General features: G+C 40.4%; 20 protein-coding genes and 1 riboswitch. Of the genes, 14 read left to right on the top strand and 6 right to left on the bottom strand.

From position 1 onward, the window contains the following. The first annotated feature begins 34 nt into the window (after positions 1-34). The 4 genes from FTU34_RS01340 (at position 35) to panD (ending at position 2,510) form a co-directional block, all read left to right on the top strand. Positions 35-988 carry a ribose-phosphate pyrophosphokinase gene (locus FTU34_RS01340; RefSeq protein WP_078191360.1) on the top strand — a complete coding sequence of 318 codons (954 nt, stop codon included), beginning with the start codon at positions 35-37 and terminating at the stop codon, positions 986-988. A gap of 98 nt (positions 989-1,086) precedes the next feature. Beyond that, complete coding sequence (rplY, locus tag FTU34_RS01335) at positions 1,087-1,383, top strand: 50S ribosomal protein L25 (protein ID WP_078192179.1); 297 nt, start codon at positions 1,087-1,089, stop codon at positions 1,381-1,383. A gap of 20 nt (positions 1,384-1,403) precedes the next feature. Further along, positions 1,404-1,979, top strand: a complete 576-nt coding sequence (gene pth / locus FTU34_RS01330; protein ID WP_180034450.1) for an aminoacyl-tRNA hydrolase — start codon at positions 1,404-1,406, stop codon at positions 1,977-1,979. 150 nt (positions 1,980-2,129) lie between these two features. Further along, on the top strand, positions 2,130-2,510 hold the full coding sequence (gene panD, locus FTU34_RS01325) for an aspartate 1-decarboxylase (RefSeq protein ID WP_078191363.1): 381 nt from the start codon (positions 2,130-2,132) through the stop codon (positions 2,508-2,510). 122 nt (positions 2,511-2,632) lie between these two features. On the opposite strand, the gene FTU34_RS01320 is transcribed toward panD, so the two are convergent. After that, a complete protein-coding gene (locus tag FTU34_RS01320) occupies positions 2,633-3,253 on the bottom strand; it encodes a GDYXXLXY domain-containing protein (protein WP_180034451.1) in 621 nt (206 codons plus the stop codon). After that, on the bottom strand, positions 3,253-5,094 hold the full coding sequence (locus tag FTU34_RS01315; RefSeq protein WP_180034452.1) for a DUF2157 domain-containing protein: 1,842 nt from the start codon (positions 5,092-5,094) through the stop codon (positions 3,253-3,255). Before FTU34_RS01315 ends, FTU34_RS01320 begins: the two co-directional genes overlap by 1 nt. A 170-nt stretch (positions 5,095-5,264) precedes the next feature. Continuing rightward, positions 5,265-5,418: riboswitch (FMN riboswitch) on the top strand. Positions 5,419-5,521: 103 nt separating this feature from the next. On the opposite strand from FTU34_RS01315, the gene ribB reads away from it, so the two are divergent. Next, positions 5,522-6,181: a 3,4-dihydroxy-2-butanone-4-phosphate synthase gene (gene ribB / locus FTU34_RS01310; RefSeq protein ID WP_180034453.1), complete on the top strand. Its 660-nt coding sequence runs from the start codon at positions 5,522-5,524 to the stop codon at positions 6,179-6,181. Between the two features lie 88 nt (positions 6,182-6,269). On the opposite strand, the gene FTU34_RS01305 is transcribed toward ribB, so the two are convergent. Continuing rightward, positions 6,270-6,881 carry a LysE family translocator gene (locus FTU34_RS01305; protein ID WP_180034454.1) on the bottom strand — a complete coding sequence of 204 codons (612 nt, stop codon included), beginning with the start codon at positions 6,879-6,881 and terminating at the stop codon, positions 6,270-6,272. A 62-nt stretch (positions 6,882-6,943) separates the two neighbouring features. Then, positions 6,944-7,432 carry a DUF1289 domain-containing protein gene (locus FTU34_RS01300; RefSeq protein ID WP_180034455.1) on the bottom strand — a complete coding sequence of 163 codons (489 nt, stop codon included), beginning with the start codon at positions 7,430-7,432 and terminating at the stop codon, positions 6,944-6,946. 188 nt (positions 7,433-7,620) lie between these two features. On the opposite strand from FTU34_RS01300, the gene FTU34_RS01295 reads away from it, so the two are divergent. The 5 genes from FTU34_RS01295 to FTU34_RS01275 all read left to right on the top strand — a co-directional run bounded on the left by FTU34_RS01295 (position 7,621) and on the right by FTU34_RS01275 (position 11,000). Further along, positions 7,621-8,553: a rhodanese-related sulfurtransferase gene (locus FTU34_RS01295; RefSeq protein WP_111885306.1), complete on the top strand. Its 933-nt coding sequence runs from the start codon at positions 7,621-7,623 to the stop codon at positions 8,551-8,553. A 194-nt stretch (positions 8,554-8,747) separates the two neighbouring features. Continuing rightward, a complete protein-coding gene (locus FTU34_RS01290; protein WP_180034456.1) occupies positions 8,748-9,044 on the top strand; it encodes a hypothetical protein in 297 nt (98 codons plus the stop codon). A 372-nt stretch (positions 9,045-9,416) separates the two neighbouring features. Beyond that, positions 9,417-10,028 (top strand): DedA family protein, encoded by a 612-nt coding sequence (locus tag FTU34_RS01285; protein ID WP_168378111.1) that lies wholly within the window; start codon positions 9,417-9,419, stop codon positions 10,026-10,028. Between the two features lie 21 nt (positions 10,029-10,049). Beyond that, the gene (locus FTU34_RS01280) at positions 10,050-10,460 is read left to right on the top strand and encodes an ABZJ_00895 family protein (protein ID WP_111885304.1); all 411 of its coding nucleotides are present in this window, start codon (positions 10,050-10,052) and stop codon (positions 10,458-10,460) included. Between the two features lie 123 nt (positions 10,461-10,583). Next, entirely contained in the window at positions 10,584-11,000 is a 417-nt protein-coding gene (locus tag FTU34_RS01275; protein ID WP_180034457.1) for an ABZJ_00895 family protein, read from the top strand. Positions 11,001-11,080: 80 nt separating this feature from the next. On the opposite strand, the gene FTU34_RS01270 is transcribed toward FTU34_RS01275, so the two are convergent. Both FTU34_RS01270 and FTU34_RS01265 read right to left on the bottom strand, forming a co-directional pair. After that, positions 11,081-11,605, bottom strand: coding sequence for a YecA family protein (locus FTU34_RS01270; protein WP_078191372.1), 525 nt, complete (start codon positions 11,603-11,605; stop codon positions 11,081-11,083). Between the two features lie 67 nt (positions 11,606-11,672). Next, the gene (locus tag FTU34_RS01265) at positions 11,673-11,882 is read right to left on the bottom strand and encodes a PA3496 family putative envelope integrity protein (protein ID WP_078191373.1); all 210 of its coding nucleotides are present in this window, start codon (positions 11,880-11,882) and stop codon (positions 11,673-11,675) included. 398 nt (positions 11,883-12,280) lie between these two features. On the opposite strand from FTU34_RS01265, the gene rpoD reads away from it, so the two are divergent. From rpoD to FTU34_RS01245, 4 genes are all read left to right on the top strand, one after another. After that, entirely contained in the window at positions 12,281-14,170 is a 1,890-nt protein-coding gene (gene rpoD / locus FTU34_RS01260) for an RNA polymerase sigma factor RpoD (protein WP_078192191.1), read from the top strand. A gap of 127 nt (positions 14,171-14,297) precedes the next feature. After that, positions 14,298-14,585 (top strand): YbeD family protein, encoded by a 288-nt coding sequence (locus FTU34_RS01255; protein WP_078192402.1) that lies wholly within the window; start codon positions 14,298-14,300, stop codon positions 14,583-14,585. Positions 14,586-14,727: 142 nt separating this feature from the next. Beyond that, positions 14,728-15,387 carry a lipoyl(octanoyl) transferase LipB gene (lipB, locus tag FTU34_RS01250; protein WP_180023222.1) on the top strand — a complete coding sequence of 220 codons (660 nt, stop codon included), beginning with the start codon at positions 14,728-14,730 and terminating at the stop codon, positions 15,385-15,387. Positions 15,388-15,462: 75 nt separating this feature from the next. Beyond that, positions 15,463-15,996, top strand: a complete 534-nt coding sequence (locus FTU34_RS01245; RefSeq protein WP_180011534.1) for a hypothetical protein — start codon at positions 15,463-15,465, stop codon at positions 15,994-15,996. Positions 15,997-15,999 lie beyond the last annotated feature (3 nt).

Raw genomic sequence — 15,999 nt, 5'->3', positions numbered from 1 at the left:
AATTTTCCAATTTGCCAACCGCCAAGGGTGCTTCATGCCCAATCTTGTCGTTTTTAGTGGATCTGCACATCCACAATTCGCCCAAAAAGTCGTTAGCCACCTCCACATCCCTCTAGGTGCTGCATCTGTAGGTCAATTTTCTGACGGTGAAATCGCTGTCGAAATTACTGAAAATGTTCGTGGTAAAGACGTATTCATCGTACAACCAACTTGTGCTCCAACTAACGATAACCTTATGGAAATCTTAGTTATGGCTGATGCTTTGCGTCGAGCAAGTGCTGGTCGTATCACTGCTGTCATTCCTTATTTTGGTTATGCTCGTCAAGACCGTCGTCCACGTTCAAGCCGTGTGCCAATTACAGCAAAAGTTGTTGCAGATATGCTCACAACTGTTGGTATTGACCGCGTTGTCATGATCGACCTTCATGCTGACCAAATCCAAGGTTTCTTCGATATTCCTGTAGACAACATCTACGGTACTCCTGCACTTTTAGCAGATCTTCGTCAACAGTCACACGACAACTTAATGGTTGTTTCTCCTGACGTTGGTGGTGTAGTACGTGCGCGTGCTGTAGCTAAGCAAATGGGTGATATCGATCTTGCGATCATCGACAAACGCCGTCAAAAAGCGAATGAATCTCAAGTAATGCACTTGATCGGTGACGTTAAAGGCCGTGACTGTGTCATCGTTGATGATATGGTGGATACAGCAGGTACATTGTGTAAAGCTGCTGACGCACTAAAAACTTTTGGTGCTCGCAAAGTTGTTGCTTACGCAACTCACCCTGTACTTTCTGGTAAAGCTTTAGAAAACTTGAAAAACTCTGTGATTGACGAATTGGTTGTAACAGACACTATTCCGCTTTCAGAAGAAGCTCAAGCTCTTGGTAAGATTCGCCAAGTTTCAGTTGCAAGTATGGTTGCTGAAACAATTCGTCGTATTAACAACGAAGAATCTATTAGCGCAATGTTTGATTCTTATCTATAATATAGCGCTAAATTTAAAAGCCCTGCCTTTTGGTGGGGCTTTCTATCACTAGACTGGTCGAAGGTCTAGTTAATTAAACTTAAATAGGAATGTCTATCATGGCAAACTTCGTATTAAATGCAGTAGCACGTGAAGAAGCAGTACAAGGGAAAGGTTCGAGCCGCCGCCTTCGTCTTCAAAATAAAGTACCAGCAATCATCTACGGTGGTGCAGCTGAACCTGTAGCAGTTACTTTGGAACTTCGCGAACTTGTTAAAGCTTTAGAAAACAACGCATTCTTTGAAGAAGTTGTTGAAATCAACATTGACGGTAAAGCTGAAAGCGTTAAAATCCAAGCTTTACAACGTCACCCAGCTAAAAACACTCCTATGCACGCTGACTTCAAACGCGCATAAGTGTTAAATGGTGTAAATGAGTGAGTAAACTTTCACTGATTGTTGGTTTGGGTAACCCAGGTTCTGAGTATGCCCAAACCCGCCATAATGCAGGCTTCTGGTTTGTAGAACGCCTTGCAGATCAATATGGCATCCAACTCAAAGCTGATCCTAAATATAAAGGCATCAGTGGTCGTGGTAATATCGAAGGTCAAGACGTTCGTCTGCTGTTACCTACAACCTTTATGAATCTCTCTGGTCAAAGTGTTGTTCCCTTCGCTAAATTCTATCAAATTGCTCCTGAAGCAATGCTTATCGCACACGATGAACTTGATATGAACCCTGGTGTCATTCGCCTGAAAACTGGCGGTGGTCATGGTGGTCATAATGGTTTACGCGATATCGTCCCGCATATTGGTCCAAATTTCCATCGTTTACGTATTGGTATTGGTCATCCTGGTTCTAAAGAACGTGTCTCAGGCCATGTCTTAGGTAAAGCACCAAGTAGTGAACAAGGTTTAATGGATGATGCTATTGCACATGCCTTATCACGTACTAAATTGTTGGTAAGTGGTGAGATTCAGCAAGCCATGAACCAGATCAACGCTTACAAATAGAACTGACAATTCCACAAATTGTTGAACAATACTTATTGCCATCTGAATGATTTCAGAGCAAAATGCGCTTGCATTTGACTGCTCACCCAGCATTCAAGAGATTGTTCCACCATAAGATACGATCTTAGGTCTACCAAGGAGACGCTAGCCATGCTATCTCGTTTATTAAAAGCTAAAATCCACCGTTGCGTCGTTACACAAGCAGAATTACATTATGAAGGTTCTTGTGCAATTGACGGTATTCTTCTAGATTTAGCCGGTATCCGTGAATATGAAGAAATTCATATGTGGAACGTGACTAATGGTAAGCGTTTTACCACTTATGCCATTCGTGGTGAAGAAGGTTCTGGCATTATCTCTGTAAATGGCGGTGCTGCTCACCAAGCAGATATTGGCGACTTGTTGATTATCGCAACTTTTGGTGATTTCACAGAAGCTGAAGCAAATGCACATAAGCCACGCTTAGTCTACGCGAACCCAAACAACACGGTGAACCACACAGCGAACTGTATTCCAGTTCAAGTCGCTTAGTTCAAGCATTTAAAGATTCTAAAAAGCCCGCAAAATTTGCGGGCTTTTTTATGGCTGAACTATGCATTATTGACTGCAAAAATTCAGTATTAGACGCATATCACTACATACAACTCAACAGCTCAACTTATCTCCCCTGCTCTCGGGCCCTTCCACCATGCTTGGTTTTGTTTACAATCAAAGGGCTGTAAATGCTCTCCGACCAAACCCACCAACAAAGGCTGACCATTTTCTTGTACCTTTAGCTCTGCATATTGCGCATCGCGATAGCACGACTCCAAGCCTTCAGCAAATAAAAAGCTTCTCGCAGCGGGATATAAACCCTCAAATCTATTGTCAGGATTTTTGAGCACCAGTTTTGTAGATGAGCTTGGATACTGCGCTAACAACTCTGGGTTGAAACTGGTTCGAATCACTCTACGCTGTGCATCAAGCTGCACATAACTCACAATACTTTTTTGATCGACAAAATAGTCACGGTGTAAATTTTCAGCATCGTTCACTTTGGCTGTCTGCCTATTGGCAGATTGCTCTTCAGAAGGCTGACCACCAAAATAGAGCTGATAATTCAAGGCCATATAATCACCTTGAATCAAAGAGCGTGGATCGACAGGCTGCAGCTTTACATAAATACTCTGACTGTTTGCCAGATGCCATTCATGACGTGCAATCATCAGCACAAATAAAAGAATACTGAGTACAACCAAACCAACAGGAAGTATTTTTTTATTAAGTATGGTCATCACACATCTCCCCCTTGTTTAAGCTGTATCGCAGATAACATCTTGGTAATGCCAAGCAGCAAAAGGCCAGAGATCAAAATCGTTAAACTTTTTAATAAAAAACTCAGACCCAAATTGTAGTACAGCATCCATAAGCTAAAAATGATCAACACGATGCTCAGGGCTTTAACCAAAGATTGCTGATAGACCTGCGCCCATGCCAATAAAACCAATAATAAGAAAATTTCAAAATAACCCATCGCAATCAGCACAAGACCCAATAGCAGTAACAACCATTTTTCGCTCCCCGCCTGTTTTTTCTGATTTGCGATGTAAAGGCCAAGCCAAACTACAGGCAACAGATAACCGATAAACAGGTCAAGAACACCATGTTGGGTCTGTTCAAACTGTAGAATGTTATTTGACAACGTCTGCAACACCACACCCGCCAATACGATGCATAACATCCATAACACAATGCTTTTTCGATACATCGAGTGCAACCAAGCTGTTGCACTCCCGAGCAAGAAAATCAGTAGAATATAATTCAATCCAGTCACAGCTAAGATGACATGTTCATCGCTCATAAAAAGATCGGCATCAAATAGTGTGACCACTGCAAGGCCGTATCCTGCAATGAGTTGAATAAAAACAATAAACCAATGCATTCGACTAAATAAACAGAGCAATATAACGCCAATTTGCAACACTAAAATAAACGAAATGCTATTGGTTAAGCTCTCTGTATGAATGAAGACCGCAGATTGGCCACATACCCATAAGCAGTAAGCAAATTGGCGACTAAAGATACTCTTAGCATGTCGAATCAACCACCAAGCCACACCCAAAAAAACCAAGCCCATGACGATCGAAAACGCCTTCCAATAGGTCAGCAATAAACTCGACAAAATAATGCCTGCCAGCCATGCCCCAATCGCTAAAGGAATAACCGCAAATTTAGTCTTTGGCAGAAATTTCATCAGTGCCAAACTGATCACCGCAAACCAAGCAAATATCAGCAAAGCAAAAACCAACAATCCTGTAATCGAATCAGATAAAATATGTTCTGCCCATTGGAAAATCAAAATACTGAAACTCGCGGCAAGACCCGCAGTTTGTAAACTGGTTTCTAATGCACGCTGTTGTCGATAAAAATAGATAATCAGATAAATTGGAAGCAACAAGGCAAAAATTAAATATTGCCATTGATACTGCTCTACCCCATTTCCACAATATAAAAACATGCAATACATCGACATTAATGTAATGAATGCAATAAATACAAAGCGCAGTGCAGCATAATATTTCAAACACAAGGTCACACATATTGCCGTCAATATATTCATACAAAGTAAATACCACCATGAATGATCAACGATTAAATAGCTTTGTTTAAAATATAAAAATAATGCCAATTGACTGATCAAACACAGTAACGCAAAGACTCCGGTATTCGGTCGATATAACCAAGGTAAAAGCAGCAAAGCCCAGACTAAAAATAACAGATAACTGTCCGCACCTGTTTGATAGACCTGCCCAATCACAGCCAAACACAATCCAAGCAACAAACCGCTTAAAGTATCTAAACTTTGCTGAATCCAAACACGACTTGCAAAATATACACTCGTCACAGCACTAAGTACTAACAGCAACATTGGAATTGCTAATTGAATGAATTTTGGCAACATCAACCAGTTTGCCGCGATCAAATACACGAAACTGGCTGCTATCAGTGCAACACCGATCACTTGCAGATACCGAATGACCTGTACATCTTGGAACAGACCTGTTGAAAACTCTTGATCTAACTGTGAACGATGCAGCTTTATATTCTGCTGCTGAGAATGCTGAGGAGCGGTCATTTTTTATCATTATGCAATCATGGTTGATTTATCGGCACGATAGCATGCTTTGACACACTTTATATAAATGCTTACAAATCCAATCTTATAAATTTACTTATCTAAAATTTTGCAAATGATTCTAAGCAATAATCCCCCATCATCACTCAAACAGGTCTATACTCAAGACACATCGCTTCAGGGCGGGGTGAAATTCCCCACCGGTGGTAAATTTGCTGGGTTGAAAGCCCTACAAAAAGCCCACGAGCCAATCGTTTAAACGCGATTCGCAGATCAGGTGCAATACCTGAGCCGACGGTATAGTCCGGATGAAAGAAGACGACGTCACATCTCTATATCATTGATCATTTTCAATATATATCGTAACGCCACTATTTCACATGTCCTGAAATGTTCAACCGTATCTAAAATTTACGCGAGCGTTTCAATGTCTAGTTTAATTCAACCCGAAATTTTCTTTTCTGCCCTTCCACCTGCAGAACTGCGAATGCTGCAAGCCTTAGAAGACATTCGTCATGGCAAGCCTGTTTTAGTCATGGACGATTTTGACCGTGAAAATGAAGCCGACCTGATTGTTGCTGCAGAAACACTGACTGTAGAAACCATGGCACGCATGATTCGTGACGGTTCAGGGATTGTCTGCCTGTGTTTAACCGATGCTCAGGCTAATCATTTAGAACTTCCACCCATGGTGTCTGATAACTCTAGCCATTTTAAAACTGCCTTTACCGTAACCATTGAAGCTGCGGAAGGTGTTACTACTGGCGTTTCAGCAAAAGACCGAACAACTACAGTCAAAGCCGCAATTAAAGATGGTGCTGTGGCTAGTGACTTAAACCGTCCGGGTCATGTTTTTCCTTTACGTGCGCGTGAAGGCGGCGTATTGACCCGTCGCGGACATACTGAAGGCACCATTGATTTGGCACGTCTGGCCGGTTTAAAACCTGCAGGTGTTTTGTGTGAATTAACCAACCCAGACGGCACAATGGCCAATGGCATACAAGTTTTAGCGTATGCACAAACCCATCATTTGACTGTACTCACCATTGAAGAAATTGTGCAATATCGTTTACAGCACAATCTCTAGTGCGAATTAATTAAAGCTCTACACGTTCATAAAAAAGGCTGATTTAATCAGCCTTTTTATTTTTTTAATAGACGTTTCAAGTTAAGAATTAAGCCGTGAATATGCTATAGATGCCATAGATGGCAACCACCACTAAAATCAGCCCACACAGTGCCAACAATTTTTTATACCAGCGTGATTTCGACAATCGATGAAAAGACAAATACACCAAAGACAAAGTTGCGAAATCTAAAACGATCCAACTCAGGGTCAACACAATTAAACTCAGATTAAGATGAGGAGTAATTCCTACAAACTGCGGAAAAAATGACGCGAAGAAAATAATATCCTTAGGATTTGAAATCCCCACAATTAGTCCTTGCTTAAAACCCCCTTGTGCTGCTTTTAACTGCAGAGATTGTGCAGTGGGCTGTATCGTTACTTCTTTTAAAATATCAAAACCAATATAAGCAATATATAAACAACCCAGTATTTTAATGCCATCGAGCCAATGCGCATTAACATTTAAAATGCCTTTTAAAATACACACTGACAGCACAATCAAAATCAGTGACGCAAAATTTGTCCCGACAATGGTTTGAAATGCCTTTTTATATCCGCCTTGTAAACCTGAACTTGCGACCAACAGCATGACAGGTCCAGGTGTTGCAATCATCACGATGACTGCCACACAATATAAAAAGTACTCCGAATAATTCACGCTGAAATTCCTTCACTTATTTTTTTACATCAAGATAAATTTCATAAATAAAAAAAGAGGACTTAGTCCTCTTCATCCATGTTTTGCAATAAATGCAAGCGAATGGCATCTGCTCTTAAAAATGCCAAATCATAGCTGGCTGTGGCAAGTGCTAAAATACGACGCTCAAATTCATCCCACAACGGTCGCACTTGTTTGTAATGTATCCCGAGTCCACTTTCATCTGTGAAATGACGGTTTTTTTCGCAGAGCTTGAGTGCGTGATACAGTTTACGGCCTTTGCTTGCATCTGGACGTAAGCGAACTCGCTTAGACAAGACAAAGCCTTCGACATGGATGATATCTGCTTGCGGCAACATCGGTATTAAAATTTGATCTAATTGTGCATCTAAACGACACCAAATGGCCGTGTGTTGCTCTGCTGTATAGGTATTCCATTTTATGACTTCATGGTTAAAGCGGCGGCAACCACGACAGACTGAATCACCAAATACCGTAGAACAACGCCCTGCGCATGGGGTCAACGAGGCAATTCGACGATCAGTACTCAAAACCGGCTCCATTCAATCAATATTTATGGGATAAAAACAACTCGGCATGACTATACACGCTAAAACTACTGAAATGAAGCTATGATCAAATGTGTGGTTAAAAGCCACCGCTTTACTCGCTTATTCATCCAAATCACGGTAGAATGTGCGCCTTAATTTTTATCCTGTTTATTCATTTGGAGTACTCCATGAACGCTACTGTAGAACAGCTTGCACCTGTAGAACAGCAAGCGACCTCTGGTTGGGTTGTTGCCGCACTTTATCAATTCAAAGAAGTTCAAGATCCTGCCGATCTTCAACAACGTCTTTTAGACTTGGTAAAAACCATCAACCTTTGCGGTACTCTAATTGTGGCAGGTGAAGGTATTAACGGTACTGTTGCCGGTGACCGTAAATCTGTAGATATCATCCATCAATTCCTTCTCAATGAAGGCTTTAATGCGATGGAATACAAAGAATCGCATAGTACGGATAAACCATTCCGTAAAATGAAGATCAAACTGAAAAAAGAAATCGTGACTTTAGGTGTGGAAGTGAAACCACGTGATTTAGTCGGTCACTATCTTGATCCTAAAGAATGGAATGAACTAATTACACGTGATGACGTAATCCTAATTGATACACGTAACGACTATGAGTACAAAGCAGGTACATTTAAGGGTGCGATTGACCCGAAAACTGAGACTTTCCGTGAATTCCCTGAATACGTGAAAAAAGAGCTTGAGCAGCATAAAGATAAGAAAATTGCCATGTTCTGTACAGGCGGTATTCGCTGTGAAAAATCAACCTCACTTTTACTTCAAGAAGGCTTTAATGAGGTTTATCACCTTAAAGGCGGTATCTTAAAATATTTAGAAGAAACCCCTGTTGAAGAAAGCATGTGGGAAGGTGAATGTTTCGTATTTGACGGTCGTACTGCTGTCACTCACGGTATGGAAGAAGGCGAAAATATCAAATGTCACGCATGCGGTTGGCCACTGGCTCCTGCTGAAGTTGAACTTCCGAGCTACGAACACGGCGTATCATGCAAATACTGTATCGACAAAACTACTGAACAGCAAAAAGCAGGCTTCCGTATGCGTCAATCACAAATTGTGGCAGCAAAACGTAAGCGTCTCTAAGGAAAATTTGTTGTAACGATATATAAATAAAAGCCCTATTTTTAGGGCTTTTTTTACGCATTCTCAACAGTGACTTAATTTTTTTGACAAAATAACTATATCTGGTTATTTACGAGAATCAGTTCGCGCATTTATGCTTATTCTGATCAATTGATCCGAGAAAATCATTATAGATAATTGAAAAGGAAAGCATTATGCCAAAATTAATCAACTCTCCAATTGCAACCTCAAGGCGCCTTGCTTTACCCGCTCCACACGTAAAAGAAAGTGTAACAGAATTAAAACACCTCCTTAACCAACAGTCGCATATTTTGATAGTCAGTATTGCTACATGCATTGGTGCAATTTTTGCCTTATTTATTGCTTATACATTGCACTTACAACCTACTATGCTCAATATTCTTGGACTTTGTGTGATTCCATTTGCTTTATCTCTATGCTTACGCCAAGTCTATATTCACACACTGTTAAATATGGAACATGATGATTAATTTACGCACCTTACAACGTCACTTATTGCAACTTTGTCCTACGCTGTTCAGTACATAAAACGATTTTTAAAGCTGCTAAAGCTCCGAAATCTAAATAAAATCCAAACTGAACAGCGTACACTCAATACTATAAAAACTATGATCCAAGCCTTTCAATTATTCAGCTATTCAGCCTTATACCATTCAGCATATCTTAATGCCATCACGCATTGATACATTTTCCTTCTCATTAAGCCTACATGCTACTTAATACAAGATGAACTCAATATTTGTTGTTTTTGCTTAGGTGGTTTCAGGAATATTTAAAACGGAACTTTACCCACTGCGCTTTTCAACATAGGATAAATACACCTTTTCTCTGCCTTAGCTACCATGACTTTAACTGAATGGATCATTTCAATCATGGAACAATTGGGTTATCTCGGTATTGCCCTACTCATGTTCCTTGACAATGTCTTCCCCCCAATCCCCTCAGAAATCATTATGCCCTCGGCTGGCTATTCTGCCTCCCAAGGTCAACTACTCCTCATTGGTGTCATTATTTCAGGTTGTGTCGGCTCTTTACTGGCGGCTGCATTGCTATATTGGATTGGTTATAAGTTTAAGCATGAATCTATCTTTCACTTCGTCGATCGCTATGGAAAGTATTTATTTATCAAATCGGCAGATGTAAAAAAATCTCTAGCATGGTTTGAGCAATACGGTCACCGCATTGTATTTTTTGGCCGGATGATTCCAGCTGTGCGTTCTCTCATTAGTATTCCTGCGGGAATGAGCCGCATGCCATTTTGGAAGTTCATGTTTTATAGTGGTTTAGGCACGATTATTTGGACCACTTTTTTAGCTTGTATGGGTTTTTATTTAGGTGAAAATCAGCAGTTAATGCAGCAAATATTTAGTAAAGTTGGCCATGTGATTATTCTGATCACAGTCATCATTATTAGTTGGATTTTGTACCGTCGACATAAACGTCGACCTCGTTAATTTTTTATTTTTGGGGCTTAAATGAAACACTATCTCCTACACTTTGCTGCTGTTTATAGCATCGCCTTGGTGCTTTTGATTACCGTATTAATTTTTGGATTAAATCTAGGTGGTATTACATTAATTCCTACATTGGTGGCATGTGCATTAATCAGCGTTGGGCATTTTGTAAAGAAAGAACAACGCGTGCCTAGCAACCATGAAAAGATTCAACTGGTTTGGGGCTCCAGTGCCGTTGCAATCATTATTGGGAGCTTTTTTGTGCTGTTCTTGGTGCTAATGAATCCCAATGCCGAAAGCATTATGAAGTCTGTAGATCATGCAGGCATCGGGCTAACTGCTGTGGTTATGCTTTGTTTGGTCGCCATTCATGGCACAATATTTCATATTGCCTATGGTTGGTATGCAGACTATTGCGCTAAAAAATTATAAATTTTTTCAATGTATTACGTTAAAATTTAAAACATTACCCTTCACTAAAACTTAAAATTCAGTGAAGAAACTTCGGGTAAGTTATACTCTCCCTTTATATAACGAAAATATGAACATTGAATAATGAAAAAATACATCATCACATTTAGCATTGCTTATGCCCTCGCCATGGTTGCTGTCGCAGCCATCGAATCTTTCTTTGATTTACCCGGTGGTTCATCTATTACCTGTCTCATCGTGGGCGGTCTTGCTGCAGCATCTAGCTTTGTTAAAGACCATCAGCGAGTGCCAAATAAGTTAGAAAAGCGAACTTTGATTTGGAGCTGTATTTTAGCTTCGGTTCTCATCAGTATCGTTGCTACAGTCATTTGTCTCTTGATCTTCCCTGAAACCCAAGCCTTTATTCAAATGGCGCTAACGCAATTACCCGCTTGGGTCTGGCTGCTTGCTATCAGCTTTACCTTATTCATCCATTACCTCATGTTGGCTTTATCTTTTGGATGGATGGCAAAGAGCTTCTTAAAAGCCAAACGTAGTTAAGCCTTTAGACTAACTTTGAATTGAAAAGGTTTAGCACTAAAAAAAGCACCCCAAGGTGCTTTTTTTAAATTTCGTCGAAATTAATTTGGTGTGTGATACATCAAATATAATTCGTTCAAATTGGTTGGGATTTCTTCTGCAAGTTCATCCATCAACTGACCATTACGACGGAAAGATTCCATTTGTGGATCTTCTTCATCAATGCCGCTGAACACCATGATTGGCAAAGTTAAATCTACCAATTGTTCTTCAAACTCGTCGGTGAACCATGCATCTTCGTTTAGGAACATGGCATCAACGAAGCCAACACTCCAGTCACCAAGACTTGATTCAACATCGGCTTCTTCAATTTCAAATGGAAATTCAATACCATCTTCATTGGCAAGATTCTGACGAATCGATTCGAGCCATGCTTTTACTTGTGCTATAATTTCAGCAGGTACTTTTTTCTGATTGTTATCAAAAAGTTCGTCTAGCCATTTATCAAAAGCTGGGCCTACTGCAATTGCACATAAAAAACCATGAGTCGCTGCAAAATCTAGACCATGCTCGTTGTCATCGCCGTCTAGATAGTCACTCAAAAGGTCTAAATCTAAAGCACTCATTTCAAATCCAGAGTTAGAAACTTAATGCGTAAGCATAGCATTTTCAAACGCTATGCTAAATCGCTATTTAGTCTTCTTCGTCATCAAAATCATCGTCATCGTCGATGTCGTAATCAAAATCTTTAAGCTCACGTTCAAGACGGCGCTGAGCCAGAAGGTCATCAATAAGTCGGCGCTTTTCTAACGATTCTTTCGCGCTAGTTTTTGCACTGGCCTCATCGAAATTCACATCATCATCACCGTAGTTATCATCTAGTTCAAAATCTGTAGAAGACACCAAAACTACCTCATAATGAAAAAAATTGAAGGGTCTAGCCGCTATTTATATGGGATATAAAATATTGTCAAGTTTTATTTGTTTTTTTAACAACTAAACTTTAAAAATAGGTCTTTTTTTCTTACCAAAACCTGTGGCATGATATAATCCACCCTGCGTCCTTCATTTTTATGACAGTCAAAGATGACTCGTAAAATAATCGATGCATGGGATGAACTTGAAAACAACAATTTCAGCCCCACCTAAATTACTGAATTTAAATTTTTAATATCTCATTGGACAGCTTGATGCTGTACCGTCCTAATGGGATAAGCCAGCTATTAACAAGATTTAATGAGACGATCGTGCTAAAATGCACGGTTTTTTACTGCCACAGATTCAACGAAGAGTAAGCAAAGATGAGCGATATGACTTCCCCTACTTCTCAAGTAGCGGCTCTGATTAGCCGAGGCAAAGAGCAAGGTTACCTAACTTTCGCCGAGGTTAACGATCATCTCCCGGACTCAATCACTGAAAGTGAACAGATTGAAGACATCATTCAGATGTTGAATGACGTGGGTATTCCGGTACATGATCGTGCACCAGAAACTGACGATACAATGTTTGAAGGTGGCAGCGAAGCGACTGACGAAGTTGCTGAAGAAGAAGCCGCTGCTGTACTTGCATCTGTTGAAAATGAACCCGGTCGTACCACTGACCCTGTGCGTATGTATATGCGCGAAATGGGTACAGTTGAGCTTTTGACACGTGAAGGCGAAATTAGCATTGCAAAACGCATCGAAGAAGGTATTCGTGACGTTTTACATTCTATTGCTTATTGGCCAAATGCAGTCGAAGTTGTATTGCAAGAATATAAAGATTATGAAGCGGGTGAACGCCGTTTAGCTGATATTCTTTCTGGTTATTTAGATCCAGAATCTGACGAAGCCATCCCAGAAGTGATCGATGAAGATGATTCTGAGATCGATGAAGATGAAGCGTCAACCAACAAGCCAACTAAAGATGTCAAACTTGATGATGACGATGAAGAAGAAGAGTCTGAAGGTGATGATGATTCTGAAGGCGAATCTGGTCCAGATCCTGAAATTGCTAAAGCACGTTTCACTGAGCTTGAACAAGCATGGTTAGTCACTAAAGCTGCAATTGAAAAACATGGTCGTAACAGTAAAGAAGCTGCTGCTGCCCTTGAAGCACTTGCAACTGTATTCATGATGTTCAAATTCACACCACGTTTATTCGACATCATTTCTGATTTGATTCGTAATACCCATGACCAAATCCGTACTTCTGAACGTGAAGTTATGCGCTATGCAGTACGTCGTGGTCGTATGGACCGTACTCAATTCCGTACGTCTTTCCCAGGTCAAGAATCTAACTTTGCTTGGTTAGATGAACAAATTGCTAAAGCACCTGCAGAAATGAAAGGCTATCTTGAAAAAGTCCGCCCTGACGTTCTGGCATTCCAACAAAAAATCGCTGACATCGAGAAAGAACTTGGTTTAGATGTTAAAGGCATCAAAGACATTTCTAAACGTATGTCGATTGGTGAAGCGAAAGCTCGCCGTGCGAAAAAGGAAATGGTTGAAGCGAACTTACGTTTGGTAATTTCGATTGCGAAAAAATACACCAACCGTGGTTTGCAATTCCTCGACTTGATCCAAGAAGGTAACATTGGCTTGATGAAAGCGGTGGATAAATTCGAGTATCGTCGTGGTTATAAATTCTCTACTTATGCAACTTGGTGGATTCGTCAGGCGATTACGCGTTCGATTGCCGACCAAGCACGTACTATTCGTATTCCAGTACACATGATCGAAACCATTAACAAGATCAACCGTGTATCTCGCCAACTTCTTCAAGAAATGGGTCGTGAACCTACACCAGAAGAATTAGGTGAACGTCTAGAAATGGACGAAGTGAAAGTTCGTAAAGTGCTTAAAATCGCGAAAGAACCAATTTCAATGGAAACACCAATTGGTGATGATGAAGATTCGCATCTTGGTGATTTCATTGAAGACGGTAATATCACCTCTCCTATTGACGCTGCAACGTCAGAAGGCTTAAAAGAAGCAACACGTGAAGTTCTTGAAAACTTGACTGAACGTGAAGCGAAAGTCTTGAAAATGCGATTCGGTATCGATATGCCAACCGACCATACCTTGGAAGAAGTGGGTAAACAGTTTGACGTAACACGTGAACGTATTCGTCAGATTGAAGCAAAAGCTTTACGTAAATTACGTCATCCTTCTCGTTCTGAACACTTACGTTCTTTCCTTGAGAATGACTAATCTATCTATAGGATAATGCAGGCTTGAATATGGGGGGTTCTCCCCCATAATATGAGCATGTAGCAAAACAATACAAAATACCTGCTCATTGCAGGTATTTTTTCTAATGAGGTGTCCCATGACTGATATGACTAATCGCGCTCCTTCACGTGAATTGCAAGAGCATCTTTGGGTGTTCCCGATGGATTATCCAATTAAACTGATTGGTCTTGCAGGCGCGGAACTCCGTCAGGCAGTAAATGATATTTTCGTTAAACATTTTCCTGAATTTGACGGCAGTGAAATGACTGTAACGCCTTCACGTACAGGTAAATACCATTCAGTAACAGCAAATCTTCGTTTTGAAGAGCTTGAACAAGTTCACGCAGTTTATGCAGACCTTGCAGCTTGTCCATTAATTAAGACAGCACTGTAAGTACTGAAAAACACGCTTTCGAGCGTGTTTTTTTATGTGAAAATAGAGCATTAAATTACAACTCAAACCGTTCAACGCCCCCATTATTCTGCCAATTCATTATAATAAAACTCTATGTTTGACCATAAAGGACGCAACACGCGTGACTGAAACTGTTCAAAAACCCGAATTAATCATTCGTCAATATAACCACCTTACCCCTTATGCAGACCGCTTTTTAGAGATGAAAACTCTCACTGAACAGCGAGATGAATACTCACCCGATGAGCTGTGGATATTGCAACATCCCGATGTATTAACTCAGGGGCAAGCTGGCAAACCTGAACATATTTTGGTGCAAAGTAACATCCCTGTGGTACAAACAGACCGTGGTGGACAAGTCACTTGGCATGGACCGGGTCAGTTGGTAGCTTATTTCATGTTTGACTTAAATCGCTTAGGTTGGAACGTGCGTACGCTGGTTTCCTATGCAGAAAACTTGATGATCGAACTGCTGAAAAAGTACGGCATCGACGCTTATGCCAAGCCTGATGCACCGGGTGTTTATGTTGCAGAACGCAAAATTGGTTCTCTCGGTTTTAAAATTCGTAAAGGCCGCAGTTATCACGGTTTGGCACTGAATATCGATTGTGATCTATTTGGTTTTCATACCATTAATCCATGTGGCTATGCTGGATTAGAAATGGTTCGTATACAAGATTTGGTGCAAGATTACCCTAAATTTGAAAACTTATGCGTCGATATCATTGATACTTTGAAAAACAGTGGTTACTTTAAAGACGTAACAGTCAAACAACTATAAAAGACTTTGCTTTCTCAAATAAAATAATTTAGAGTAAAAGCTCTAAATTAATAATTATAGATAAGGGATGTACACGTGATTGCAACTAAATCCGTTAAACCCGCGCTCCAGCAGGCCTATGTCAAACTCATGATGGATGTGATTGGCAGAGGTCTGGTCATGGCGAGCCAGGTCGATGAAGAAATTAAACAAGAAGTTGCTAAATTTCCAGTTAATTTTATTTTATCTATGAATGTTTTTCCTAATGGTGCTGCATTTGTCGCGCAAGTCACGGAAGACCACCAACTCAAACTCCTCACACCCGGCACTCAAAAGCCTGACTTAACCATTACGTTTAAGCATTTGAATCATGCCTTTTTGGTCTTCTCATTTCAAGAAAGTACCGCACAAGCCTTTGCCAATGACCGCATGATCGCCGATGGTGATTTGTCTTATGCCATCCGACTGGTGCGTTGTCTCAACAAAATGGAAGCGTTAATTTTACCTAAATTGGTGGCTGAATTGGCTGTCAAAGAATATCCAACACATTTAAGCCTAAAAGAAAAACTGAGCGGTGCTGCAAATATTTATTTAAAAGTAGCCCAGTCTTATTTAAAACGGAGCGCATAACAC

The sequence above is a fragment of the Acinetobacter sp. YH12094 genome, from assembly GCF_013419295.1.
Taxonomy (GTDB): Bacteria; Pseudomonadota; Gammaproteobacteria; order Pseudomonadales; family Moraxellaceae; genus Acinetobacter; species Acinetobacter amyesii.
Note: the sequence above shows the minus strand (reverse complement) of the source record. Positions and strands in the feature narration are given on the sequence as shown.